The organism is Pedobacter lithocola (assembly GCF_042650845.1).
Classification (GTDB): domain Bacteria; phylum Bacteroidota; class Bacteroidia; order Sphingobacteriales; family Sphingobacteriaceae; genus Pedobacter; species Pedobacter lithocola.
This window is the reverse complement of the sequence record NZ_JBHSBW010000010.1, coordinates 24,362-47,647: the sequence shown is the minus strand read 5'-3', so window position 1 is coordinate 47,647 and position 23,286 is coordinate 24,362. Positions and strand designations below refer to the sequence as shown.

At 35.7% G+C, this 23,286-nt stretch carries 20 protein-coding genes; 5 read left to right on the top strand and 15 right to left on the bottom strand.

From position 1 onward, the window contains the following. Positions 1–89 precede the first annotated feature (89 nt). Entirely contained in the window at positions 90–881 is a 792-nt protein-coding gene (gene cdaA, locus ACFOWA_RS10165) for a diadenylate cyclase CdaA (RefSeq protein ID WP_378984759.1), read from the top strand. Between the two features lie 130 nt (positions 882–1,011). On the opposite strand, the gene ACFOWA_RS10160 is transcribed toward cdaA, so the two are convergent. The 7 genes from ACFOWA_RS10160 to recJ form a co-directional block, all read right to left on the bottom strand. Next, positions 1,012–1,422, bottom strand: coding sequence for a BrxA/BrxB family bacilliredoxin (locus tag ACFOWA_RS10160; protein WP_378984757.1), 411 nt, complete (start codon positions 1,420–1,422; stop codon positions 1,012–1,014). 102 nt (positions 1,423–1,524) lie between these two features. Continuing rightward, a complete protein-coding gene (locus ACFOWA_RS10155; RefSeq protein WP_378984755.1) occupies positions 1,525–2,004 on the bottom strand; it encodes a CCC motif membrane protein in 480 nt (159 codons plus the stop codon). A 10-nt stretch (positions 2,005–2,014) separates the two neighbouring features. Beyond that, positions 2,015–2,341: a DUF2752 domain-containing protein gene (locus ACFOWA_RS10150; RefSeq protein WP_378984753.1), complete on the bottom strand. Its 327-nt coding sequence runs from the start codon at positions 2,339–2,341 to the stop codon at positions 2,015–2,017. Then, positions 2,319–2,750 (bottom strand): YkvA family protein, encoded by a 432-nt coding sequence (locus tag ACFOWA_RS10145; RefSeq protein ID WP_378984751.1) that lies wholly within the window; start codon positions 2,748–2,750, stop codon positions 2,319–2,321. Before ACFOWA_RS10145 ends, ACFOWA_RS10150 begins: the two co-directional genes overlap by 23 nt. 26 nt (positions 2,751–2,776) lie before the next feature. Next, on the bottom strand, positions 2,777–4,297 hold the full coding sequence (locus ACFOWA_RS10140; RefSeq protein WP_378984749.1) for a GH3 auxin-responsive promoter family protein: 1,521 nt from the start codon (positions 4,295–4,297) through the stop codon (positions 2,777–2,779). A 117-nt stretch (positions 4,298–4,414) separates the two neighbouring features. Further along, a complete protein-coding gene (gene lptB / locus ACFOWA_RS10135; RefSeq protein ID WP_378984747.1) occupies positions 4,415–5,155 on the bottom strand; it encodes an LPS export ABC transporter ATP-binding protein in 741 nt (246 codons plus the stop codon). A 132-nt stretch (positions 5,156–5,287) separates the two neighbouring features. Next, positions 5,288–6,988 carry a single-stranded-DNA-specific exonuclease RecJ gene (recJ, locus tag ACFOWA_RS10130; protein WP_378984745.1) on the bottom strand — a complete coding sequence of 567 codons (1,701 nt, stop codon included), beginning with the start codon at positions 6,986–6,988 and terminating at the stop codon, positions 5,288–5,290. A 165-nt stretch (positions 6,989–7,153) separates the two neighbouring features. On the opposite strand from recJ, the gene ACFOWA_RS10125 reads away from it, so the two are divergent. Beyond that, positions 7,154–7,918, top strand: a complete 765-nt coding sequence (locus ACFOWA_RS10125; RefSeq protein ID WP_378984743.1) for an MBL fold metallo-hydrolase — start codon at positions 7,154–7,156, stop codon at positions 7,916–7,918. Positions 7,919–8,010: 92 nt separating this feature from the next. Here the strand turns inward: ACFOWA_RS10125 and odhB are convergent, their stop codons facing one another. From odhB to ACFOWA_RS10110, 3 genes are all read right to left on the bottom strand, one after another. Continuing rightward, entirely contained in the window at positions 8,011–9,237 is a 1,227-nt protein-coding gene (gene odhB, locus ACFOWA_RS10120) for a 2-oxoglutarate dehydrogenase complex dihydrolipoyllysine-residue succinyltransferase (protein ID WP_378984741.1), read from the bottom strand. A 213-nt stretch (positions 9,238–9,450) separates the two neighbouring features. Then, positions 9,451–12,249 carry a 2-oxoglutarate dehydrogenase E1 component gene (locus tag ACFOWA_RS10115; RefSeq protein WP_378984739.1) on the bottom strand — a complete coding sequence of 933 codons (2,799 nt, stop codon included), beginning with the start codon at positions 12,247–12,249 and terminating at the stop codon, positions 9,451–9,453. A gap of 184 nt (positions 12,250–12,433) precedes the next feature. Next, positions 12,434–13,708 carry a DASH family cryptochrome gene (locus ACFOWA_RS10110; protein WP_378984737.1) on the bottom strand — a complete coding sequence of 425 codons (1,275 nt, stop codon included), beginning with the start codon at positions 13,706–13,708 and terminating at the stop codon, positions 12,434–12,436. 168 nt (positions 13,709–13,876) lie between these two features. Here ACFOWA_RS10110 and ACFOWA_RS10105 point away from each other — a divergent pair, with 168 nt between their 5' ends. The 3 genes from ACFOWA_RS10105 (at position 13,877) to ACFOWA_RS10095 (ending at position 18,027) form a co-directional block, all read left to right on the top strand. Continuing rightward, positions 13,877–15,499: a DUF4139 domain-containing protein gene (locus ACFOWA_RS10105; protein WP_378984735.1), complete on the top strand. Its 1,623-nt coding sequence runs from the start codon at positions 13,877–13,879 to the stop codon at positions 15,497–15,499. A 196-nt stretch (positions 15,500–15,695) separates the two neighbouring features. Further along, a complete protein-coding gene (locus ACFOWA_RS10100) occupies positions 15,696–16,598 on the top strand; it encodes a TIGR01777 family oxidoreductase (protein ID WP_378984733.1) in 903 nt (300 codons plus the stop codon). A gap of 76 nt (positions 16,599–16,674) precedes the next feature. After that, positions 16,675–18,027 (top strand): cryptochrome/photolyase family protein, encoded by a 1,353-nt coding sequence (locus tag ACFOWA_RS10095; protein ID WP_378984731.1) that lies wholly within the window; start codon positions 16,675–16,677, stop codon positions 18,025–18,027. Here ACFOWA_RS10095 and ACFOWA_RS10090 read toward each other — a convergent pair. From ACFOWA_RS10090 to ACFOWA_RS10070, 5 genes are all read right to left on the bottom strand, one after another. Beyond that, positions 18,024–18,887, bottom strand: a complete 864-nt coding sequence (locus ACFOWA_RS10090) for an FKBP-type peptidyl-prolyl cis-trans isomerase (protein ID WP_378984729.1) — start codon at positions 18,885–18,887, stop codon at positions 18,024–18,026. The two genes, ACFOWA_RS10095 and ACFOWA_RS10090, sit on opposite strands and share 4 nt — an antisense overlap. A gap of 3 nt (positions 18,888–18,890) precedes the next feature. Continuing rightward, complete coding sequence (locus ACFOWA_RS10085) at positions 18,891–19,346, bottom strand: FKBP-type peptidyl-prolyl cis-trans isomerase (RefSeq protein WP_378984727.1); 456 nt, start codon at positions 19,344–19,346, stop codon at positions 18,891–18,893. Between the two features lies 1 nt (position 19,347). Next, the gene (locus tag ACFOWA_RS10080; protein ID WP_378984725.1) at positions 19,348–19,836 is read right to left on the bottom strand and encodes an FKBP-type peptidyl-prolyl cis-trans isomerase; all 489 of its coding nucleotides are present in this window, start codon (positions 19,834–19,836) and stop codon (positions 19,348–19,350) included. A gap of 181 nt (positions 19,837–20,017) precedes the next feature. After that, the gene (locus ACFOWA_RS10075) at positions 20,018–21,811 is read right to left on the bottom strand and encodes an acyl-CoA dehydrogenase family protein (RefSeq protein WP_378984723.1); all 1,794 of its coding nucleotides are present in this window, start codon (positions 21,809–21,811) and stop codon (positions 20,018–20,020) included. A gap of 280 nt (positions 21,812–22,091) precedes the next feature. After that, positions 22,092–23,267 carry an acetyl-CoA C-acyltransferase gene (locus tag ACFOWA_RS10070; protein ID WP_378984721.1) on the bottom strand — a complete coding sequence of 392 codons (1,176 nt, stop codon included), beginning with the start codon at positions 23,265–23,267 and terminating at the stop codon, positions 22,092–22,094. Positions 23,268–23,286: the final 19 nt, after the last annotated feature.

The window sequence follows — 23,286 nt, the reverse complement described above, 5'->3', positions numbered from 1 at the left end:
TTGGTTATTTAAAATGAGCTTATTTACAGTAGAAATATTTAATCAATCGAAAATTGTAAACTGAAAACCGTTTTGCTATCTTGCCATTAATGAAAGGTTTTGATTTCGATTTTCTTAAAATATCTGTAACTGATGTAGTTGATATTGTTCTTGTAGCATTATTAATTTATTACGTTTATACACTTATTCGCAATACACTAGCAGTTAATTTATTGGTTGGGATGTTTATCATCACCGTTTTTTACTGGATAGTGAAAGGCTTACACATGGAATTGCTTACTACCATCATAGAGAAATTTATGAGTGTAGGTATTATAGCTTTAATTGTAATCTTTCACCCCGAAATCAGAAGATTTCTTTTGCTTATTGGTAAAAATGCCTTCTTACAAAAAAATAAGGCTTGGTGGGGCTATTTATTTGGCAGAAAAGAAATTGAGAGAAACAACCTCGCCAGGATAAAACCAATTATTGACGCTTGCAAAACCATGAAAAAAACACGTACGGGTGCATTAATGGTTTTTGTTAAATTTTATGATGAACAGTTTTTTGCAAATAGCTGTGAGGTTGTAGATGCAAAAATTTCCAAACGTTTGCTCGAAAGCATATTCCAGAAACACAGTCCACTGCATGATGGCGCTGTGGTAATTTCAGAAAATAAAATTAAAAGTGCCAGTTGCATACTTCCATTAACCGATAATGATCAATTGCCATCGCAATTTGGTTTAAGGCATAGAGCAGGGATTGGCGTATCAGAAACTACTGATGCTGTTGCTGTAATTATTTCAGAAGAAACTGGAGAAATATCTTACGCTAAACAAGGTAGGGTAAGAATGAATGTATCCTTCGGTGAGCTTGAAAAATTGCTTAATAAGGATTTTTAGTGGTTTGTAGGTTGATTAGTTTTTAGTTGGTTAGAAATCTGCGAAACTAAAAAGGCTTTTTGGTTCATTATTTTTTAGTTGGTTGGAAAACCAACCAACTAAAAAACCAAATCTCTAACTAACTAAAAAACTAGCAATACTCTTCAAAAGCGCCGATTAAATTATCAGCAATCATTTGTGCCGGGCGACCTTCAATCTGATGGCGTTCAATCATATGAACCAATTTACCATCTTTAAACAAAGCCATTGCCGGAGATGATGGAGGAAAAGGCATCATATAATTTCTAGCCTGATCAACAGCTTCTTTTTCCATTCCTGCAAAAACGGTTACCAATTTATCAGGATGTTTTTCATGCGCTGCTGCTGCTCTTGCCGCTGGGCGAGCATTAGCTGCTGCACAACCACATACAGAATTCACAACAACTAAAACAGTTCCTTCGGCTTTAATAGCTGAATCTACTTCTTGTGCACTTTTTAACTCTTCAAAACCAACGTTAGTTAATTCCTTACGCATTGGTTCTACTAAATATTCTGGATACATTATCGTTAGTTTTTATTTACAATTTAAGAGTACAAAAATAAGAAAATCGAACAGCATCAGCCATTCGATTTATATTTTAAAGGTAAAATTAAATTTAGTTGATTATTGAAGACCTTTCAAAATTTCTTGCATTTTTTGAGGATCGCTCATCATACCTGTGCCAAACATAATTATAATTACAGCGTAATATGCTAATGATAGAATGTTTAATATCAAACCAATAATGGCACAAATTCTACCAGCATTTAGGTTTTTATAAGAGCTTAAACTGTATATTGAAGGATTAGCATTGTACAAAGCCTTATCTTTTTTGCTCAAAACTAAAGCAATTATTGCAGGGATTAGACCTAAAATTCCATAACAGCAACAAAATGCAATAGATAAAATTCCTAAAACTAAAACGATTGTTGAGTTAGGTAAATTTTGATAGCCCATACCTCCGCCAAATTGCCCAAATGGTGGTTGCTGCTGAAAAGGTGGTGGTGTTACAGGTGGTGTTATCGGTGGCCCAAAGGGAGGTGTTTCGTTATTTACCGGGTTTATGGGACGATTTTCTTCAGGGATTCCTTGTTCTTCTGACATAAATTTAGTTTTAGTTTATGAGTTGGTGGTTGTATATTTTGTAAATGTAATTGATTAAGATAATTACTGCAATACCTATAAACACGATTTTTATCAACTGTGCCCCAAACTTAAAATCGATTTTCAAGTGAATAATTGTAAAAAGCAGAAGCAAAACCAAAGGAATTGTTGCAGGATATAATTTTAAAGATTCGATAAAGTTTCCTTTAATTAATGCAACCGCTGATCGTTGAAAACCACATCCAGGGCAATCAATACCAAATTGAGATTTGAATGGACAAGTTAAAAGATGATGATTTAACCATTCAAAGAAGCTAAATTTCTGTTCCTTCAACATCTTCTATAAAATTGATTTGGGAATCCTTCCAAATTTTATATTTTTCTAAATCTTTAACCACTTGTTTAAAAACAAGGTTCAAAATAAATATATCATCTATAAAACCAAGTGCTGGGATGAAATCAGGAACGACATCAATGGGTGATAGAAAATATACTAATCCACCTAATATTGCAACGATAGAGCGTTTAGGAATTTCCGTATAATCTCCATTTACATAATCCTTTGCTATTCCAAAAAGTAATGTCATTTTAGTCCAAACACCATCCAAATCATGTTTGTTGTTAACTGCTTTGCCAAAGGCATCGCGAATGGTATCGTTTGCTTTAGCTTTATCCCTCAGCAAAACGGAAGCTTTGCTTTCTGATTTTTTAAAAAAATTTAATATTTTTTGTGTGTTAAGGTTCATAATAGCGATTGAAAGAGTATGGTTACTCAAATTTTCGATTTCATCATTTCCAAAATATCATCTAGGTATTTTCGCTCGTTTGCTAACCTAGGAACTTTATGCTGTCCGCCCAATTTATCTTTTGCTTTTAGCCAATTATAGAAAGTATTTGGAGCTGCATTATGAACTTTTGGGCGGCATAATGCCATATCTTTAAAGCGTTTTGCATCATAATCAGAATTAATTTCTCGTAATGTCTGGTCCATTACATCAATAAACTTTTCAAAATCATTTGGCTGTCTATCAAACTCGATAATCCACTCGTGGCCACCAGCATTTTCTCCTTTAAAATAAATTGGTCCGGCAGTATAATCTTTAATTTCTGCACCAGTTTCCGCACACGCTTTAGTTAAAGCCTGCTCGGCATTATCGATAATTACTTCTTCACCAAAAGCATTGATAAAGTGTTTTGTACGACCAGTAATTTTAATTCTATAAGGTGCTAAAGATGTAAATTGAACGGTATCCCCTATCATGTAACGCCACAAACCACCATTTGTAGAAATAACAATTGCATAATTTTTATTGAGTTCAACCTCTCCTAACAGTAATGCTTTTGGATTTTCCTGACAAATATTTTCCATCGGTACAAACTCGTAAAATATTCCATAATCAAGCATCAAAAGCATTTCTTCTGAGTTGTCCTGATCTTGAATACCGAAAAACCCTTCAGATGCATTATAAGTTTCCAAATAATACATATCGTTTGATGGGATGAGTTGTTTGAATTGCTCGCGATATGGAGCGAAATTTACGGCACCATGAACATACAGTTCCAGATTTGGCCAAACTTCTAATAAATTATTTTTGCCGGTTAACTCTAATACTTTCTTAGCCAAAACGATGGTCCACGTAGGCACACCCGAAATGCTGGTTACATTTTCCTGTATGGTTGCCTCCGCCATCCTATCCATCTTAATTTCATAATTATCCATTAAGGCGATAGACATATCCGGAGTACGATAATACTCAGCCCAAATCGGTAAATTTTTTATCAACACCGCTGATAAATCTCCATAGAAACAATCTTCGTTTAGCTGATTAACTTGATGACTACCACCTAAAACCAATCCTTTTCCAGTAAACATTTGATTATCCGGCCGATTATTGCAGTAAATAGAAAGCATGTCTTTACCACCTTTAAAGTGGCACTCTTCTAACGACTCTTCAGAAACCGGGATAAATTTACTTCTATCGCTTGTTGTACCTGATGACTTGGCAAACCACTTTATATCCGAAGGCCATAAAATGTTTTGTTCGCCGTTAAGCATCCTTTCGATGTATGGCTTTAGAGAATCGTAATTTTGAATAGGAATTCTTTCTTGGTACAGATGTGGCGTTAAAATGGTTTTATAATCGTATTTCCTACCCCACTCTGTGTTTTCAGCGCTATCTATTAAAGTATGAAACCACTCTTCCTGTACATCGTAAGGATATTTCATAAAAAGCTCGATTTGGTGAATCCGCTTTTTCATTAACCAGGTAAAAATTGAATTTACAATTGCCATGATTAAAAAATAAATATTGCTTTACAACTTATGCATAAACCCAGGGAATGCCTTTGCTGCCTTTTATTTAATTCTGCAGGCATTACGAAATTCTTCACAACACAACTAGTTAATTTTTTAAACATCAAATTTCTTACGTTTTAAAACAAAGTTAGAACCTAAATATACCTTTCTTACCATTTCATTTTCTGCCAACACTTCTGGCACACCTTGCTCTAAAATTTTACCTTCAAAAAGCAAATAAGCTCTATCGGTGATGGATAAAGTTTCCTGAACATTATGGTCAGTTATCAAAATTCCTATATTTTTATGTTTAAGCTTAGCAACAATCGTCTGAATTTCTTCAACTGCAATTGGGTCAACCCCAGCAAAAGGTTCATCTAATAAGATAAAATTCGGGTTTGCAGCCAAAGCTCTGGCAATTTCTGTTCTACGGCGCTCGCCACCTGATAGTAAATCGCCGCGATTTTTACGCACTTTATGCAAGCTAAATTCATTTATCAACTCCTCTAACTTATCCTTTTGCTCTTCCTTGCTCATTTTACTCATTTCTAAAATGGCTAGAATATTTTCCTCAACTGTTAATTTTCTAAAAACTGAAGCTTCTTGAGCCAAATAACCAATGCCTTTTTGGGCACGGCGATACATTGCATCCTCAGTAATATCTTGATCTTCTAAAAAAATACGACCTTCATTCGGTTTAATCAAACCAACAATCATATAAAATGAAGTTGTTTTTCCAGCACCATTTGGCCCAAGTAACCCAACAATCTCTCCCTGACTCACATTAAAGGAAACATCATTAACAACTGTACGCTGTTTATATTTTTTAACCAGACTTTCGGCTCTTAATATCATTCGTATTTACGATTTTTGATTCACGATTTACGATTAAAGTAAACCCAAATCCATGTTTTTCAAATCACTCCATTCTGAAATAATTTCAGAATTTCATCTTTATGTTGCTGAATAAATTCAGTATAAGGATTTTTAATTTACTTTAATCCCTTTAATATTTAATTGCAAACGTTTTTTATCTCTCCAAACATTCTCTTCTATTGTATAACAAACAGAAAATGGCACTTTTGGTTGTAAAAGATTTTGGTATTCTGCCAAACCAAAACCGATGCATTCAAAAATACTCGAATTTTGTTGCTTTATATTTATTTTTAAATGATTCCCACCAACAGCCATGGCATGCTGAGTTAGGTAAACATTATGTGTTACAAAAAGTGGAGCCATATTTTCTGGCCCAAATGGACCCATTTGTGCTAAAATGCGATAAAACTTCCCATCAATTTGAGCAAGATCAACTTCCGCATCAATTTTTATCATTGGCGTTAACAACTCTTCAGTTATTGTGGAGGAAACAATTTCTTCAAATTTATCCGCAAAAGCATTAACATTGTCTTCTTGCATGGTTAAACCCGCAGCAAATTTGTGACCACCAAATTGGTCGAGCAGGTGTGCACAACCACTCAAAGCTTCATACAAATCAAATCCCGCTACAGAGCGGCAAGAGCCCGCAACATGACCGTTAGATTTTGTAAGAACGATTGTTGGTCGGTAATATTTTTCTGTTAATCGCGAAGCTACAATACCGATTACACCTTTATGCCAATTTTCGTTAAAAACAACAGTCGTTTTCTTATTAATAAGCTCTTCACTATCACCAATTAATGCCAATGCTTCACGTGTAATATCCTGATCGTAAGTCTTACGTTCGGTATTTTTGGAGTTAATTTCCACGCTTTGTTCTAAGGAGTTTCCATCAACTTCGCACAACAACATCGCAACTGCATGTTTTGCATGATCGATTCTGCCAGCTGCATTAATCCGAGGACCTAAAGTAAAAACAACATCAGTAATGGTATAATTTTCAGTTTTGCCCGAAACTTCCATCAATGCCCGTAAGCCTTCGCATGGGTTTGTATTTAGTTTATGAATGCCGTAATAAGCCAGAATTCTATTTTCGTCAACTACAGGAACAATATCTGCGGCAATACTAACCATAACCAAATCAAGATATTGCAAATAACGCTCCTTTGGTAAACTATGCTTTTGTGCATAAGCCTGAGCGAGTTTAAAACCTATACCGCAGCCGGCCAATTCTTTAAACGGATATTCGCAATCAGCACGTTTTGGATCTAGAACTGCAATTGCTTTTGGAATTTCATCTCCAGGTAAATGGTGATCGCAAATTATAAAATCGATGTTTAAACTGTTTGCATAATCTATCTTATCTATTGATTTTATCCCACAATCAAGCGCTATAATTAAAGAAAAACCATTCTCGTTTGCGTAATCAATACCAGCGGTAGAAATTCCATAACCTTCTAAATATCTGTCAGGTATGTAGTATTCGATATTTTTAGTTAACTGTGAAAAAAAACTATAAGTTAATGCAACTGATGTAGTCCCATCAACATCATAATCACCGTAAATCAGAATTTTTTCATGGTTGCTAAGTGCCTTTTCAATTCTATTAATGGCTACATCCATATCCTTCATTAAAAAAGGGTTATGAAGGTGTTCAAGGTTTGGTCTAAAGAAATCTTTCGCTGCATTAAAATCGCATATATTTCTTTGCACCAAAATTTGGGCAAGCGTTTTATCTATATTAAGTTGTTGTGCAACTGTATTTACGGTTTCAGCATTACAAACCGATGCTTTCACCCATCTTTTTTCCATTTAATTTATCTCCGAACAGTAAATATACATTTTTAATAAATATGGTTGTAACGATTCATTTTTCACTAAATACAATGTGCTTTTTAATCAATGATTTAGAAATGATGAATATTTAATAGTTATGATTAAATTTTACCTTTGCTTAAACTTTAAAAATTAAACACCTTGCAAATTCATACTCTTTTCGAAGGCACATATTCTGTTGATGCAACAAAGAAATTTGTTCCATTCGATGCTACCATTCATAGTTTTAAAGATAGACCTGCGTCGCTATTTATAAATGTGCAACCGTTTTTAGTAGAACTTAAAAATGATTTGGTATTATTTGATACCGGTTTAGGTTTTAGTGATGATCATGGCGAATTGATTTTGCATAAAAATATCCGTAATGCTGGATTTGATCCAACAGATGTGACGAAAGTTTTAATGTCGCATTTACATTACGATCACTCTGGCGGGATGATACATAAAAATGGCGATAAAATTGAACTAAGTTTCCCTGATGCTGAATATGTAATTAATCGTGGGGAATGGGAAACAGCTTTTAGCAGCACTTCCTCATCATACCATCCTGCTATTTTCGAATATCTTCAGCGCAATGCTCAGTTAAAGTTTATAGAAGGAGATGGAAATTTGGATGATACAATTGCTTACGAATTTACTGGCGCACACTGCCCTAACCATCAGGTTTTTTTATTAACTGAAGGAAATCAAAAAATATTTTTCGGTGGCGATGTGTTGCCAGAGCCCGAAGAATTGGTTAAAAATTTTATCGCCAAGTATGATTTTGATGGTCGTAAAGCAATGGAATTACGAAAAGAATTTGGTAAACGAGCGGCAGCAGAAAATTGGGAATGTTTATTCTACCACGCCAAAAGTGCTGCAACTGGTTTTGTTGATGCAGTTGAGGGTGGTTTCAGAATTAGATAAGTAGACCTACGTATTAAAATAGATAACAAAGTAAAAGCCTCAGATTTAACATCCGAGGCTTTTATCTTTAAATAGATATATTTTTTCGGCAATTAAATACCTAATAATAATCTTGCTGGGTCTTCTAATAATTGTTTAACACGAACCAAGAAACCAACTGACTCGCGTCCATCAATAATTCTGTGATCGTAAGATAAAGCAACATACATCATCGGACGAATTACAACCTCGCCTTTTTCGGCAACTGGACGCTCAACGATATTGTGCATACCTAAAATAGCAGATTGAGGAGCATTAATGATAGGTGTAGACATCATCGAACCAAATACACCCCCATTTGTAATCGTAAACGTTCCACCTGTCATTTCTTCTAATGTAAGTTTACTATCGCGAGCTTTTAATGCCAATTCTAAAACCGATTTTTCGATTTGTGCTAAGGTCATGCTTTCTGCATTACGAATAACAGGAACCACTAAACCTTTTGGAGCAGAAACTGCAATCGAAATATCAGCAAAGTTATTGTAAACCAATTCTTCACCTTCAATGCGACCATTTACAGCAGGGAAATCTTTTAAAGCTTCGGTTACCGCTTTGGTAAAGAAACTCATAAAGCCTAAACCAACACCGTATTTTTCTTTAAATTGATCTTTATATTTTCCACGTAAATCCATAATTGGCTTCATGTTAACCTCGTTGAATGTAGTTAACATTGCTGTTTCATTTTTAACAGCAACCAATCTTTTTGCTACGGTTCTACGCAATGGCGACATTTTCTCACGGCGTTCGTTGCGGCTACCGGCAGGTGCAGCTTCTACAGCAGGAGCGGTTGCTTTTGGTGCTTCAGGTTTTTTACCAGCCTCTGCTTTTACAGCATCATCTTTAGTAATACGACCATCAACACCTGTACCTTTTACAGCACCAGAATCAATTCCCTTTTCCGCAAGAATTTTTCCTGCAGCCGGAGATGGAGTTCCTGTAGCGTAACTATCACCAGATTTTTCTGCAACTGGAGCAGCAGTTTTTTCTTCTGCAACAACAGGTTTTTCTTCAGCTTTTGGTGCATCTGCCTTTGCAGGTGCTGCGCCGCCATCTTCGATTTCACAAACTACTGCACCAATAGCTAAAGTATCACCTTCAGCAGCTATCGTTTTTAAAGTTCCGGCCTTTTCTGCGGTTAATTCAAAAGTTGCTTTGTCAGATTCTAACTCAGCAATAACTTCATCCATTTCAACAACATCGCCATCTTTTTTTAACCATTGTGATAAAACAACTTCTGTTATCGACTCACCTACAGGTGGAACTTTTATCTCTAAACTCATAATGTTTAATATGTTTTTCTATGTTTTTTGGGGTTGAGGATGAGGTTAAGGTTGAGACTGAGGTTAAGGCTGAGACAAAAGTCTAAACACAATCCTAATCTAAATCCTTACCTAAAACATTATTTTAACTCATCATCAACTTATCCAAATTATTATCTACTTATCTTAATCTCAGCCTCAATCTTGATCTTAACCTCAGCCTCAATCTCTCAACTAATCAGCTTCCGCCATTTTTTTAGTGGCCTTTTTCTCAGCGTTTTTAACTTCTTCTTGCTTAACTGGTAATTCTAATGCCTTTGCTAAAATATAAGCTTGTTGATTTGCATGCTGTTTCGCAAAGCCTGTTGCTGTACTGCTGCTTTCTCTTCTTGAAATAACGTCGATACCTTTTAGACCAGTTTTATACAGCTTGCGGAACAAATATGGCCATGCACCCATGTTTTCTGGCTCTTCTTGAACCCACAAAATCTCATTTGCATTTTTATATTTTTTCTTAATCGCTTCCATTTGGTCAACAGGTGTTGGGTATAATTGCTCAACTCGAACAATTGCAACATGTTTTACTTTATCTGCCTGTTGTTTCTCTAGCAATTCATAGTAAATTTTACCGCTACAGAATACAATTCTAGTTACATCTGCAGTTTTTACATTTACATCATCTATTACTTCTTTAAAACCACCTTCTGTAAATTCTTCTAATTTAGAAACACAAGCCGGATGGCGCAATAAGCTTTTTGGTGTAAATACAATTAAAGGCTTGCGGAAATCGCGTTTAAATTGGCGGCGCAAAACGTGGAAAAAGTTCGCCGGAGTAGTGCAATTTGCAACCTGCATGTTATAATCTGCGCAAAGCTCCATAAAACGTTCAATACGTGCTGATGAATGCTCAGGACCCTGACCTTCGTAACCGTGAGGCAATAACATAACCAAACCGTTTTCTCTTTGCCATTTGGTTTCTGCACTTGCAATGTATTGATCAACTACAATTTGTGCTCCGTTAAAGAAATCACCAAATTGAGCTTCCCATATGGTTAATGCATTTGGGTTTGCCATTGCATATCCATATTCGAAACCTAAAACACCATATTCTGATAAGTGTGAATTATAAATATCAAATTGTGCTTGTTGGTCGGAAATGTTTGCCAATGGCACATATTCCTCTTCGCTATCTTCTAAAGTTAATACAGCATGGCGATGAGAGAATGTGCCTCGCTCTACATCCTGACCACTTAAACGAACACGTTTTCCTTCTGATAACAAAGTACCGTAAGCTAACTGCTCGCCCATTGCCCAATCAAACACATTGGTTTCATTAACCATTTTTGTCCGTTCGCCAAATAACTTCTCAATCTTCTTGAAAAACTTTTTGTTCGATGGTAGCGTAGTAATTCGTTTACCAATTTCTAATAGGGTAGATTTTTTAACCGCAGTTACCGGAGATGTTTCAAAATCTTTCGGAGTGGCCATACGTAAATCTGCCCAGGCGCCACCAAATTTAACTTCGGTATTTCCAGCTACAAAATCTTTAGCTTCGTTTAAACGTTCTTGCAAAATACCACGGAAATCTTTCTCCATTTCTTTTGCTAAACCTGCTTCCAATTTACCTTCTTTGGTTAATTGTTCTATATAAAGTTCCCTTGGGTTAGGGTGTTTTTCTATTGTTTTGTATAATAAAGGTTGGGTAAACTTAGGTTCATCGGCTTCATTATGACCGAAACGACGATAGCACAAAATATCTATAAAAACGTCATTTTTATATTTCTGGCGATATTCCATTGCCAAATTAATCGCATAAACTAACGCCTCAGGGTCATCGCCATTTACGTGGAAAACTGGCGATAAAGTTACTTTAGCAATATCGGTACAATACGTACTTGTACGAGCATCTTTATAATTGGTGGTAAAACCAATTTGATTATTTATCACCAGATGAATGGTACCACCAGTTTTATAACCTTCAAGGCCTGCCATTTGAATAACTTCATAAACTATTCCTTGTCCGGCTACTGATGCATCTCCATGAATTAAAATTGGTGCCAGGCGACTGTTATCACCACCATATTTAAAATCGATTTTTGAACGGCTCATGCCTTCAACCACACCATCTACTGTTTCTAAGTGTGATGGATTTGGGCATAAACTTAAGTGAACGCTTTTACCTGCAACGGTGGTAACATCAGTAGAGTAACCTAAATGATATTTTACATCGCCACCAAATGGTGTATCAGGATTGTAGCTTTTACCCTCAAATTCAGCAAAAATATCTTTGTAAGTTTTTTGCATGATATTCGCCAACACGTTCAAACGACCGCGATGCGCCATACCAATAACAAATTCCTCAATCCCTAATTCAGCTCCCTTTTCAATTACAGAATCTAAAGCAGGAATTAATGCCTCGGCTCCTTCTAAAGAGAAACGCTTTTGCCCTAAAAATTTTGTTCCTAAGAAATTTTCGAAACTTACAGCTTCATTTAATTTTCTAAGAATTCGTTTTTTAACATCGATAGAAAAATTTGGTGTATTACGTACACTTTCCATTTTCTGCTGAATCCAGTTCAGTACTTCTGGTGTACGTAAAAATTTATATTCTGCACCGATAGAATGTGCGTAGGTTTGTTTTAAAAAGGCAACAATATCTTTCAGCTTCGCTGCGCCAATACCAATTTCTACACCCGAATTAAAAACAGTTTCCAAATCTGCATCAGATAAACCAAAATTTGATAAATCTAATGTTGGTAAATGTTTACGTCTTTCACGTACTGGGTTGGTGTGTGTAAATAAATGACCGCGGGTTCTATAACCATCAATCAAATTTAAAACATTAACCTCTTTTAAAAATTGTTCTGGAGTTTCTGTAGTTACCGTTGGGGCTTCTGAACCTCTTCCGAAATCGAAGCCTTCGAAAAACTTCTGCCAACCAAATTCAACTGATTCAGGATCTTTTTGATACGACTGATATATTGACTCTATATATTCGGCATTTGCGCCGTTAAGATAAGATAATTTATCCATTATTAACTGTTTACTATAAGCATTACAAAATTAGAATTTTACCTAACATAAACGGTAAAAAACTCGATTAAAATAAGATTTTTTAATTAGGGATTTAAAATTCTGAAATGAATGAATTTTGAATTAAACAATGAATGATTTTTAAGTTAATTCAATCATTGAAAAATTAGTCATTATATCATTATTATGATGCCCAGGTTAAGGCGTAATTACCTTTCGGATCGAGGCTTTTAATGTATTTATCTAAATCGAAAACATTTTTGGTTTTTTGGTCGTTACCAACACCAGCCATGTTTGCCCAATTGCCCCAATTGCTTGCCGGATTGTAGTCAATTAACCTTTCTTCGAAATAAGCAGCACCTAAAACCCAGCTAACTTCCAAATTATTGATTAAGTATAAAGCAGCAGTTTGGCGAGCTATATTAGAGATATAACCAGTGCGGTTTAGCTCATTCATTACAGCATCTACAATAGCAAAACCGGTATTACCGTTTTTCCAATTATTAAAATTTTCGTTTGTGTTTGCTTTATCTACAACACGCCGACTGCCAAATCCATCTGGTTTAAAAAATGTGTTTCCATATTTTTTAAACATAAAACGGAAATAATCTCGCCACAGCAATCCCAATAAAATATGGTTAAATATAGCCTTCGTGTTTGGCATACCCTCCATTTTCTTTATTTCCCAATATACTTTTCGTGGAGATAAACAACCCATTGCCAACCAGGCAGATAGTTTTGATGCAAGGATTAAATTTTTAGCAGATGCAGCTTCTTGCATGGTCACAATTACCTTTTGCAACGTTGTTATGCCTTTTGCTTCGCCACCAGAAAATTCAAAATCAGATCGACTATCCTTTTCCTGAGGATTTAAGCCTAAATCGGTTATTGTTGGTATGGCTCCCCAATCAATAACTTCAGCGACATTTACCCTATCTGGCGATAAAAAACAAGGTTTAATAATGGCATCACGCTCTACTTTCTTTTTAAACAGATTAAAAGCATCTGGAATATCCTTGATTGGAAAAGGCAAATCTTCTTTATTGTACAGGGTATGACCAATAAAATGCTTTAAATTAACACGAAGTTTCCAAAGTCCGTTTTCAACCAAGTTAGAAATTTTAGTTTCCTCATCAGCCACTTCCCGGTGATGATAAACTTCATTAATTTCATATTCTTGAACTAAAGCTGGAATTATATCTTCAGGCTTACCATGAGCCACTAAAAGATTGCCGCCGATTTGTTTTAATGAAGTTCTTAGAGCTGAAACACTTTCGATGGTAAATTGTGCCCGAATGCTACCGGTTTTTAATGTACCATACTTCGTTTCTACGAATAATCTTGGGTCGATAATGTAAACTGGTAAAATTGAATCCGATTTAGCAATAGCCTCCACCAGCATTTCATTATCATGCAAACGAAGATCATTTCTAAACCAAACCAGAATTTTTTTTGACATATTTTATCGAAAAGTAGTTTTAAGAACGCAATTACAAATTTATCTTATTTTTCTTTCTGGAGCAAAAACGGGGTTAATATTTACAAATACCCAACAATTTAACTTACCCATTATGGAAATTGAATAAACTCAACATCATTCATTTACAACACATAATAAGAAAAAATAATGAAAAAACTGCTATTAATCTTGCTTTTCCCTTTGAGCGTATTTGCACAACAACAAATTAAAACGAAGGCTAATTTAGAACGTGTAACTGTTTATAATAACGGCGCAGAGATGAGCCATAAAGGTAAAGTAAATCTCCCCGAAGGTACATCTGAGATTGTAATCAATAACATTTCGGGCAGGGTTAATGAAAATTCAATTCAGGTTGGTGTATCAGCAGGTGTAACAATATTATCTGTACAATTTAATAGAGATTTCTTAAATACTGAAGCAGCAAATCCGGAAATTAAAAAGCTAAATGATAGTTTAAAAACTGTAACTGCCGAACTAACAAAAACAAAAAACGCAAAAACTATTGAAGAGCAAACTTTAGCATTACTTGATGAAAATCGCAAATCCGGCGGTACAAGTAATGGAACAAACGTTGCTGAACTTATGAAACTAGCTGATTATTACCGAACCAAAAATAGTGAAGTTAGAAATGCCATAGCAGCACTAGTTTTGGTTGAGGAAAAGCAAAATCAGCGGTTAGTTGCTTTACAGCAACAGATAAATGAATTAAGAAATAATCCAAATCAGCAATTGGGCCAACTGGTACTTCAATTAATGGTTAAACAAAACACAGAAGCCACATATAACCTTTCTTATGTTACGCCAAATGCACACTGGTTAGCAAGTTATGACATTAAAGCGATGAGCACTTCAAATCCATTAGGCATTGTTTACAAAGCTGCAATAACGCAAAATACAGGTTTGGACTGGAAAAAAGTTAAACTCTCTTTATCAACAGGAAACCCGAATTATAATATTACGGCACCAAATTTAAATCCATGGTTTGTGTCAACCTATCAGCAACAAATAAGAATACGAGGAGTTGCATCACCAATTATGAATGAACCTCAAATGCTTAATGAAGTGGTTGTAGTTGGATACGGTAGCGCAAGAAAGGATACGAAAAGTGAAGCATCGGTAAAGGCATCTACAATAAATAATTACACATCAGTTAATGAAACACAGCTTGGGGTAACTTTTGATATTGATATACCTTATGATATAAATAGCGATAATAAACCTCACACAGTTGCATTTAAAGAGTATGAAGTACCCGCCAGTTATAAATATTTTGCAGCACCAAGAGTAAGTAACGATGCATACTTACTTGCTGATGTGATGAATTGGGAAAAACTTAATCTTCAGGCTGGGGAAGCTAATATTATTTTCGAAGGAACTTACACTGGTAAATCATATATAAACCCAGCAAACATTCAGGATACGTTAAGCCTAAGTATGGGTAAAGACAAAAAGATTATTATTACCAAAGAGAAGCAAGAAGATTTTAGTAGCACCAAATTTATTGGCAGCAATAAAAAACAATCCTTTACCTATTTGATCAAGATTAGAAACACCAAAAAGGAAGCAATTGAGTTAAACCTTAAAGATCAATACCCATTATCAACAGAAAGTGATATCGAAATTGAGCTGTTGGAAAGCAGCGGAGCTGAAGTGAATAAAGAAACCGGAATGCTTACATGGAAATTGAAAATTGCACCAAACGAAACTAAAACAATTAAATTAGGCTACAGCGTAAAAGCACCTAAAAATAGAGTATTGGCAGGATTGTAGGTTTAGATGGATGATTGAAGTAAGGAAGATGGAAAATGGAGGTATGGAAAATGGACAAATAGGTAGTCGCCTAAACCTTAAACTTTTTACTTTAAACCCTACACCCTTAACCTTTCACCCTACACCTTAAACCTTAAACCTCTTTCCTTACACACCTTTAATAAAAACCCTTTTGTACCTTTGGTGTTTGTAAAACATGGCACAGAAAATTCTTATAACAGGAGCAACAGGTTTAGTAGGTACAGCACTTAAAACAAAACTTTTAGGTATGGGCTATCAGGTAAATACCTTATCTCGAAAGCCTGAAGGTGAAAACACATATCGTTGGGATGTTAAAAAGCAAGAAATTGATGCAGCCTGTTTAATTGGAGTAGATGCAATTATTCATTTGGCAGGTGAGCCAGTTGCCGACAAAAAATGGACTGACGAACGCAAAAAAGAAATTATTGATAGTCGAGTAAAATCTACTGAATTACTAATTCGTACGATAAAGGAATCTCAAAACCATAATCTTAAATCTTTTATTTCAGCTTCTGCAGTTGGTTATTATGGAGATTGTGGTGATGAAATTTTAACAGAAGATAGTGCTAATGGAATTGGTTTTTTGGCAGACTGTTGTAAACTTTGGGAACAATCGGTTACCGAAGCAAAAAAATTAGGCTTACGGGTGGTTAAACTTCGTACCGGAATTGCTCTAAGTAAAGATGGTGGAGCGTTGCCACAATTAGATATGCCTGTTCGGTTATTCGCTGGTTCGGCAATTGGAACCGGCAAACAGTGGACACCCTGGATACATAATGACGATTTAGTGGGCATGTACATAGCTGCATTAGAAAACACAAGCATGGAAGGAAATTACAATGCCTGCGCTCCATTTCCTGTTACCAACAAAGCATTAACCAAATCCATTGCTAAACAACTTCATCGGCCATTTTGGCCAATCAAAGTACCTAAAGCGGCATTAGATTTATTACTTGGCGAACGTGTTGATGCCGTATTAATGAGTAGCAATACTTCTGCTCAAAAAATATTAGATTCGGGATTTAAATTTAAATTTACCCGGGTAGAAGAAGCTTTGGCAGAGATTTATTCGAAGTAAAGCTTTAAAATTAGAAGCGATAACCACAAGCATAGCATTCTTATTAAGTTAGCTCAACCAAAATTCTTTATTAAATATGAGAAGTGAACATTCAGGTGTTAAAAGTATAGAAAAAGAAAAATCATCATCTGATAATTCTGGGATAAGTATCTTATGGTTTCGCCGCGATTTACGTTTAGAAGATAATGCGGCTTTCTACCATGCATTAAAAAGTAATTTCCCTGTTCTGCCTTTATTTATTTTCGATAAAAACATTTTAGATAAATTACCTGAAACTGATGCCAGAGTTACATTTATTTATGATACCATTTGCGATATAAAGGAGGAATTGCAATCAAAAGGTTCTGATTTACTGATAAAATACGGAAAACCAGAAGATGTTTGGCCTGAAGTTTTGAAAACTTATGAAGTTAAAGAAGTTTACACCAACCATGATTATGAACCTTATGCCCGCGAGCGTGATGATAATATGGTTGAATTTTTAACCAGTGAAAAAATCACATTTAAAACTTTTAAAGACCAGGTTATTTTTGAAAAAGGCGAAATTTCAAAGGCTGATAAAACGCCTTATACCGTATTTACGCCATTTTACAAGCAGTGGCATGCTAAGCTTAATGATTTCTACACAAAACCTTATCCTACAACAAAATATTTCAAAAATCTTTTTCAAACCAAAAATCTATCTGTACCAACGCTTAAAGAGATGGGTTTTGAAAGAAGTAAATTAGAATTTCCTAAACTAAATTATAAAAATAAGCTTGCTGACTATGCAAAAGAGCGAGATTACCCTGCCCTTGATAGCACTACACATATTGGTTTACATTTAAGATTTGGTACTTTAAGTATTCGCAAAGCAGCAAAAGATGCAATTGATGCGAAGTCAACTGTTTGGTTATCAGAATTGGCATGGAGAGAATTTTATATGATGATAATCTGGCATTTTCCTTATGCAGCAACCAATTCATTTAAAAAACAATATGATAAAATTAAATGGCGCAATGATGAAAAGGAATTTAAATCTTGGTGCGAAGGAGATACAGGTTACCCTTTGGTTGATGCTGGTATGAGGCAAATGAATGAAACTGGTTGGATGCATAACCGCGTTAGAATGGTTGTAGCAAGTTTTTTATCTAAACATTTATTAATCGATTGGCGTTGGGGTGAAGCTTATTTTGCAGAAAAACTTTTAGATTATGAAATGGCTAGCAATGTTGGCGGTTGGCAATGGGCTGCAGGCTCAGGAAATGACGCTGCACCATATTTCAGGGTTTTTAATCCTGAGTTGCAAATGAAACGCTTCGACCCGAAATTTGAATACATTAAAAAGTGGGTACCAGAATTTGGAACCAAAAAATATGCCCAACCATTGGTTGAGCATACATTTGCACGCGAAAGAGTGCTTAAAGTTTTTAAAGAAGCGTTATCTTAATTTGTAACGCTTACAATTTCAATATCAAAATCTAATGCTGTACCATTAGCTAAATCAGAAGGCAAAATCAATCGCATCTTTCCTCCAGCTGTTAATTTACCTGGTATTACTAATTGCCAGCCTTTGTATAAAGTGCTTAAAATCCCACTAAAAGCACTATCAGTAGAAGTTTGCAATATTGTACCATCCAAATACCTAACCGTATAGTTTGCAACAATAGTAGAGTTAGTAGTAATAATATCAGTTCCTGTACCAGGTGTCGAAATACTATATCTAGCACGAGAAGGATCTTTAATCACTGTTAGGTTATTGTTGGCAATGAATTTATTAATTTCAAATTCATCAACTTCATGTTTTTTAGTGAAGTTATAGATACCCAATTCTACAAGAATATTTTCATTTGAACCAACATTGATTGAAGCCAAACCGTTTTTACCAAATGCTAAGTTAGAAGGCATAATCAATCTTGCTGTGCCACCTCTTTTTAACATAGATAATACTTCTCTAACAGGTGTGAATACATAACTTGTACCAATAGTAAACCTATCCGTATAGCCTAAAAATGTTCCAGGAATCATCAAATCTGATGTTTGATTAACTACAGTTCCATTTAATAATTTAAAACTATAAGAGTAATAAATAGAGTCAGAATTTTTAATTACATCTCCAGTTCCAGGTGTTATTACGTTATAGTAATATCCTGTAGATGCTTTGGTCATACTCAAATTATTGCTTTTGATATAGCTTTGAATTGCATTATCATCTACAGTTTGTATAGAATCATATTCTTTTTTACAAGATGATAATAGGATTGTAGCCAATACGATAGTAAGCAGGCTAAGTTTTGTAAAATTCTTCATTAATTATTGTACGTTTATTAATTGTATCGTAAAATCTAGAACCGAATTTGCAGGCACTGGTCCTGTAGCCTGGCTCCCATAAGCTAAATCAGATGGAATAATTAACCTAATTTCGCCGGCTTTTTGAATAAGTGGAATACCAATTCTCCAGCCTTCAATTAATTGATTCAACTGAAAAGTATTCTCCACATTGTTCCCATTATCTATCACCGTTCCATTTAATAATCTGCCTTCGTACTTAATGGTAATTTTTGTGTTGGATGGATAAGCGAAAGAACCTGTTCCTGGTTTTATAATTTGATAATACAAACCTGAAGGATTTTTAACCGCAGTAATATTATTTTTTTCTATAAAAGAGGTGATTTGTTGATCTGCATCTTCATCCTTTTTGCAAGATGTAAGCCCTGTAGCAACAAATAGAATGCTAAAGCAAATAAATTTTATAAATTTATTACCCATTTTAATTGGCAATGTTGTTTAGTGTAACAGTAAAATCAAGTATAGCATTGGCAGGTACGGCACCTTGTCCTAAATTGCCGTAACCAAAATAAGATGGCACAAAAAATCGAATTTGCCCGCCTTTTTGGATTTTCGGTATAGCTATTTGCCATCCAGGAATTAAACCACCCAAAGTGAATGTTCTTGGCGTACCACTTGAAGAATCGAATACAGTGCCGTTGAGCAGTTTTCCTGTATAATCAACTGTTATGGTACTTGCGGTAGTGTACACGTAGGTACCTGTGCCTGGGGCGATAATTTGATAAAGCACACCTGTATTTTCGTCTTTCAGTACGGAAATATTATTCGATTTTACAAATGCTCGGATTGCAGTAGTATCTGCTTTAAATTGAGGAATTGGATCGTAAACCTCACCAACATCTACTTTCTTACATGCAGCAAAACATCCCACGATGCAAAACAACAATAAAAAGTGCTTAATCTTAACCATAGTTTGCAAAAATAAGCTTTTAATACGGTTGCTACAATTTTTAACCAAATTTAACACAACCAAGAGTTAAAGGTTTAGGGTTTAGGGTTTAGGGAAAATCAATTAAATGCAAAAAGGTTTAAGATTTAGGCATTTCACGCCCAAACCTTAAACCTTCTACTTTAAGCCTTCGACCTAAAAACTAAAAAATATATTTATTCGCCTCAATTAATTGTTGCGCAACTCTTTGGCGAGCATCTTTAACATTAAATGGTTCTACCTTGATAAAACGGCGTAGACCAACCAACATCATGCGTTGTTCATCACCTTCGGCAAATGCCCAAAGCGCTTCTTTACCTGCTTTAGCAATCCCATCAACAGCTTCTACCATATAAATTTTTAATAAATCCAGCTGACCAGCACAAGCTGCTTCGCCACGAGTGCTCACTAATTTTTCGGTTCTCAGTAAAGCTGATTCAAGCACGTAAACGTAACCCGCCATATCGGCAATGTTCATTAAAATTTCTTGTTCTTTGCTAAGCGTCATCATTAGTTTTTGAACCGCAGCACCTGCAACCATTAAAGTTGCTTTTTTAAGGTTAGCTAAAACTTTTTTCTCTGCTGCAAATAAGGTAGTATCTTCTTCACCAAAATCAGGGATGCTCATTAATTCAGCCGCTACTGCAGTTGCTGGTCCCATTAAGTCTAGTTCACCTTTCATGGCACGTTTCAACATCATGTCGACCGTTAACAAGCGGTTAATTTCATTTGTTCCTTCGAAAATGCGATTGATACGAGCATCGCGGTACGCCCTATCCATTGGTGCATCAGCACTAAAGCCCATACCGCCATAAATTTGAACACCTTCATCAACGGTATAATCTAAAGCCTCAGAACCCCAAACTTTTAAAATCGCACATTCAACCGCAAATTGCTCCACAGATTTTAATCTGGCTTTTCCAGATTCCATTCCACCAGCTACTAAAGCATCGTAAGTATCATCAATGTTTTGTCCGGCTCTGTAATTTGCTGCATCTACTGCATATAATTTCGATGCAATCTCTGCAATTTTGAAACGAATGGCGCCATATTTCGAAATCGGGCGACCAAACTGAATTCTTTCATTCGAATAATTTATCGCTGTATTTAATGTTGCTTTAGAAGCACCAATTGCTGCTGCCGATAATTTTATACGACCGATATTTAGAATATTAACTGCGATTTTGAAACCATTCTCTCTTTCGCTTAACATGTTTTCAACCGGAACTTCACAATCGTTAAAGAAAACCTGGCGAGTTGATGAACCTTTGATACCCATTTTATACTCTTCGGGATTCATGGTAATGCCACCAAAATCTTTCTCAACAATAAATGCAGTTAAGTTTTTATCATCATCAATTTTTGCGAAAACGATAAAAATATCAGCAAAACCTCCGTTGGTAATCCACATTTTTTGTCCGGTAATGATGTAGTGTTTTCCATCAGCACTTAAAACTGCTTTGGTTTTTCCAGAGTTTGCATCCGAGCCAGAGTTTGGCTCCGTTAAGCAATATGCTGCTTTCCATTCTCCAGAACCTAATTTAGGAATGTATTTGGCTTTTTGTTCCTCATTTCCATAATAAAGGATTGGTAAAGTGCCAATTCCGGTATGTGCAGAAAGTGCTACCGCAAATGAATGACCAGCACCCACAACATCGGCAACTAACATAGATGTGTTGAAATTTTTACCGAAACCTCCGTATTCCTCTGGAACAGAAACGCCAAGAATACCCAGTTCACCAGCTTTGGTTAAAAGCGTTGGCATTAATTCGGGGTCTTCCTGCTTATCAATTTTATCTAAATTTGGGTAAACTTCCGAAGCCAAAAAATCACGACAAGTTTGCGCAATCATTTGTTGCTCTTCATCAAATTCTTCAGGGATAAATACATCCTGATAAACGGTTTCTTTAATTAAAAATTCGCCGCCTTTAATTGTTTTTTTTTCTGTTGTTTCCATTGTTATGAGATTTGAGAAATGAGATTTGAGACCTGCTCAAATTCAAATCATAATAATTTTATTTTAAGTCCTACATTGCCAATTCGTTATGCTAAATTCATTTCAGCATCTTTTTCGTATTAAGACCCTGAACTAATTCAGGGAGACGTCCGTTCGCGATACTTGCATAATACGGCCGTCATTGCGAGGCACGAAGCAATCCTACAACTATCGCTATTACAAACCCAAAGCATTAAGATTGCTTCGTACCTCGCAATGACGATGTGGCGAACAAAATTGCCTACAGAAGCTCAAAAATCCCTGCTGCACCCTGCCCGGTACCAACACACATCGTTACCATGCCGTATTTTTTATTTTGTCTTTTAAGCTCGTTCATCATTTGTACAGATAGTTTTGCTCCGGTACACCCAAGTGGATGACCTAAAGCAATAGCTCCACCATTTACATTAATGATGTCTGGATTTAAATCTAATGTTCTGATAATTGCTAAAGATTGTGATGCAAAAGCCTCATTCAATTCGATTAAATCGATATCATCTTGTTTTAAACCCGCTTGTTTTAATGCTTTTGGTATGGCTTCAATCGGACCAATACCCATAATTCTTGGTGGAACACCTGCAACTCCATAACTTACCAATCTGGCAATTGGTTCTGCATTTAATTCTTTCATTTTCCTTTCAGAAACCACAAGAACAAATGCTGCACCGTCAGATGTTTGCGATGAGTTACCAGCTGTTACACTTCCAACAGCGTCAAAAACAGGTTTTAATTTTGCCAATTTCTCTAAAGTCGTATCTGCACGAGGGCCTTCATCCGTATCCACTACATAAGAGCGGGTTTTCTTTTTTAGGTTTTCATCCAGATAGTTTTCATTTACAGTGATTGGCAAAACTCCATCTTTCAAATGACCGTTTTTAATGGCATGAATGGCCTTTTCGTGGGATTTTAAAGAGAATGCATCTTGGTCTTCGCGACTAACATTATATTCTTTCGCAACTGCTTCCGCAGTTAAACCCATTCCCCAATACCAGTCTGGATTGTTTTTAGCAACCTCAGCATTCGGTACCAGTTTCCATCCACCAAATGGCATTCCACTCATTACTTCTACCCCACCTGCAATAATACAATCGGCCATTCCGGCTTTAATTTTAGCAACAGCGGTGGCAATCGTATCTAAACCCGATGCACAATAACGATTAACCGTAACACCCGGAACTTTATCAGTATCCAAGCCCATCAGCGAAATCATACGGGCAATATTTAAACCCTGCTCTGCTTCTGGTGTAGCGTTACCCACAATTACATCATCAATTTGTTCTTTATCTAAATTCGGAACTGAAGCCACCAAAGCTCTAATCACTTCCGCGGCCAAATCATCAGCTCTTGTAAAACGAAATACGCCTCGGGGTGCTTTACCCACTGCAGTACGATATCCGGCAATAATATATGCTTCCATTTTTTTGAGATTTGAGATG

Coding starts and splice junctions, on each gene's coding strand:
- cdaA (WP_378984759.1), top strand. CDS start 90: ATGAAAGGTTTTGATTTCGATTTTCTTAAAATATCTGTAACTGATGTA.
- ACFOWA_RS10160 (WP_378984757.1), bottom strand. CDS start 1,422: ATGTATCCAGAATATTTAGTAGAACCAATGCGTAAGGAATTAACTAAC.
- ACFOWA_RS10155 (WP_378984755.1), bottom strand. CDS start 2,004: ATGTCAGAAGAACAAGGAATCCCTGAAGAAAATCGTCCCATAAACCCG.
- ACFOWA_RS10150 (WP_378984753.1), bottom strand. CDS start 2,341: ATGTTGAAGGAACAGAAATTTAGCTTCTTTGAATGGTTAAATCATCAT.
- ACFOWA_RS10145 (WP_378984751.1), bottom strand. CDS start 2,750: ATGAACCTTAACACACAAAAAATATTAAATTTTTTTAAAAAATCAGAA.
- ACFOWA_RS10140 (WP_378984749.1), bottom strand. CDS start 4,297: ATGGCAATTGTAAATTCAATTTTTACCTGGTTAATGAAAAAGCGGATT.
- lptB (WP_378984747.1), bottom strand. CDS start 5,155: ATGATATTAAGAGCCGAAAGTCTGGTTAAAAAATATAAACAGCGTACA.
- recJ (WP_378984745.1), bottom strand. CDS start 6,988: ATGGAAAAAAGATGGGTGAAAGCATCGGTTTGTAATGCTGAAACCGTA.
- odhB (WP_378984741.1), bottom strand. CDS start 9,237: ATGAGTTTAGAGATAAAAGTTCCACCTGTAGGTGAGTCGATAACAGAA.
- ACFOWA_RS10115 (WP_378984739.1), bottom strand. CDS start 12,249: ATGGATAAATTATCTTATCTTAACGGCGCAAATGCCGAATATATAGAG.
- ACFOWA_RS10110 (WP_378984737.1), bottom strand. CDS start 13,708: ATGTCAAAAAAAATTCTGGTTTGGTTTAGAAATGATCTTCGTTTGCAT.
- ACFOWA_RS10105 (WP_378984735.1), top strand. CDS start 13,877: ATGAAAAAACTGCTATTAATCTTGCTTTTCCCTTTGAGCGTATTTGCA.
- ACFOWA_RS10100 (WP_378984733.1), top strand. CDS start 15,696: ATGGCACAGAAAATTCTTATAACAGGAGCAACAGGTTTAGTAGGTACA.
- ACFOWA_RS10095 (WP_378984731.1), top strand. CDS start 16,675: ATGAGAAGTGAACATTCAGGTGTTAAAAGTATAGAAAAAGAAAAATCA.
- ACFOWA_RS10090 (WP_378984729.1), bottom strand. CDS start 18,887: ATGAAGAATTTTACAAAACTTAGCCTGCTTACTATCGTATTGGCTACA.
- ACFOWA_RS10085 (WP_378984727.1), bottom strand. CDS start 19,346: ATGGGTAATAAATTTATAAAATTTATTTGCTTTAGCATTCTATTTGTT.
- ACFOWA_RS10080 (WP_378984725.1), bottom strand. CDS start 19,836: ATGGTTAAGATTAAGCACTTTTTATTGTTGTTTTGCATCGTGGGATGT.
- ACFOWA_RS10075 (WP_378984723.1), bottom strand. CDS start 21,811: ATGGAAACAACAGAAAAAAAAACAATTAAAGGCGGCGAATTTTTAATT.
- ACFOWA_RS10070 (WP_378984721.1), bottom strand. CDS start 23,267: ATGGAAGCATATATTATTGCCGGATATCGTACTGCAGTGGGTAAAGCA.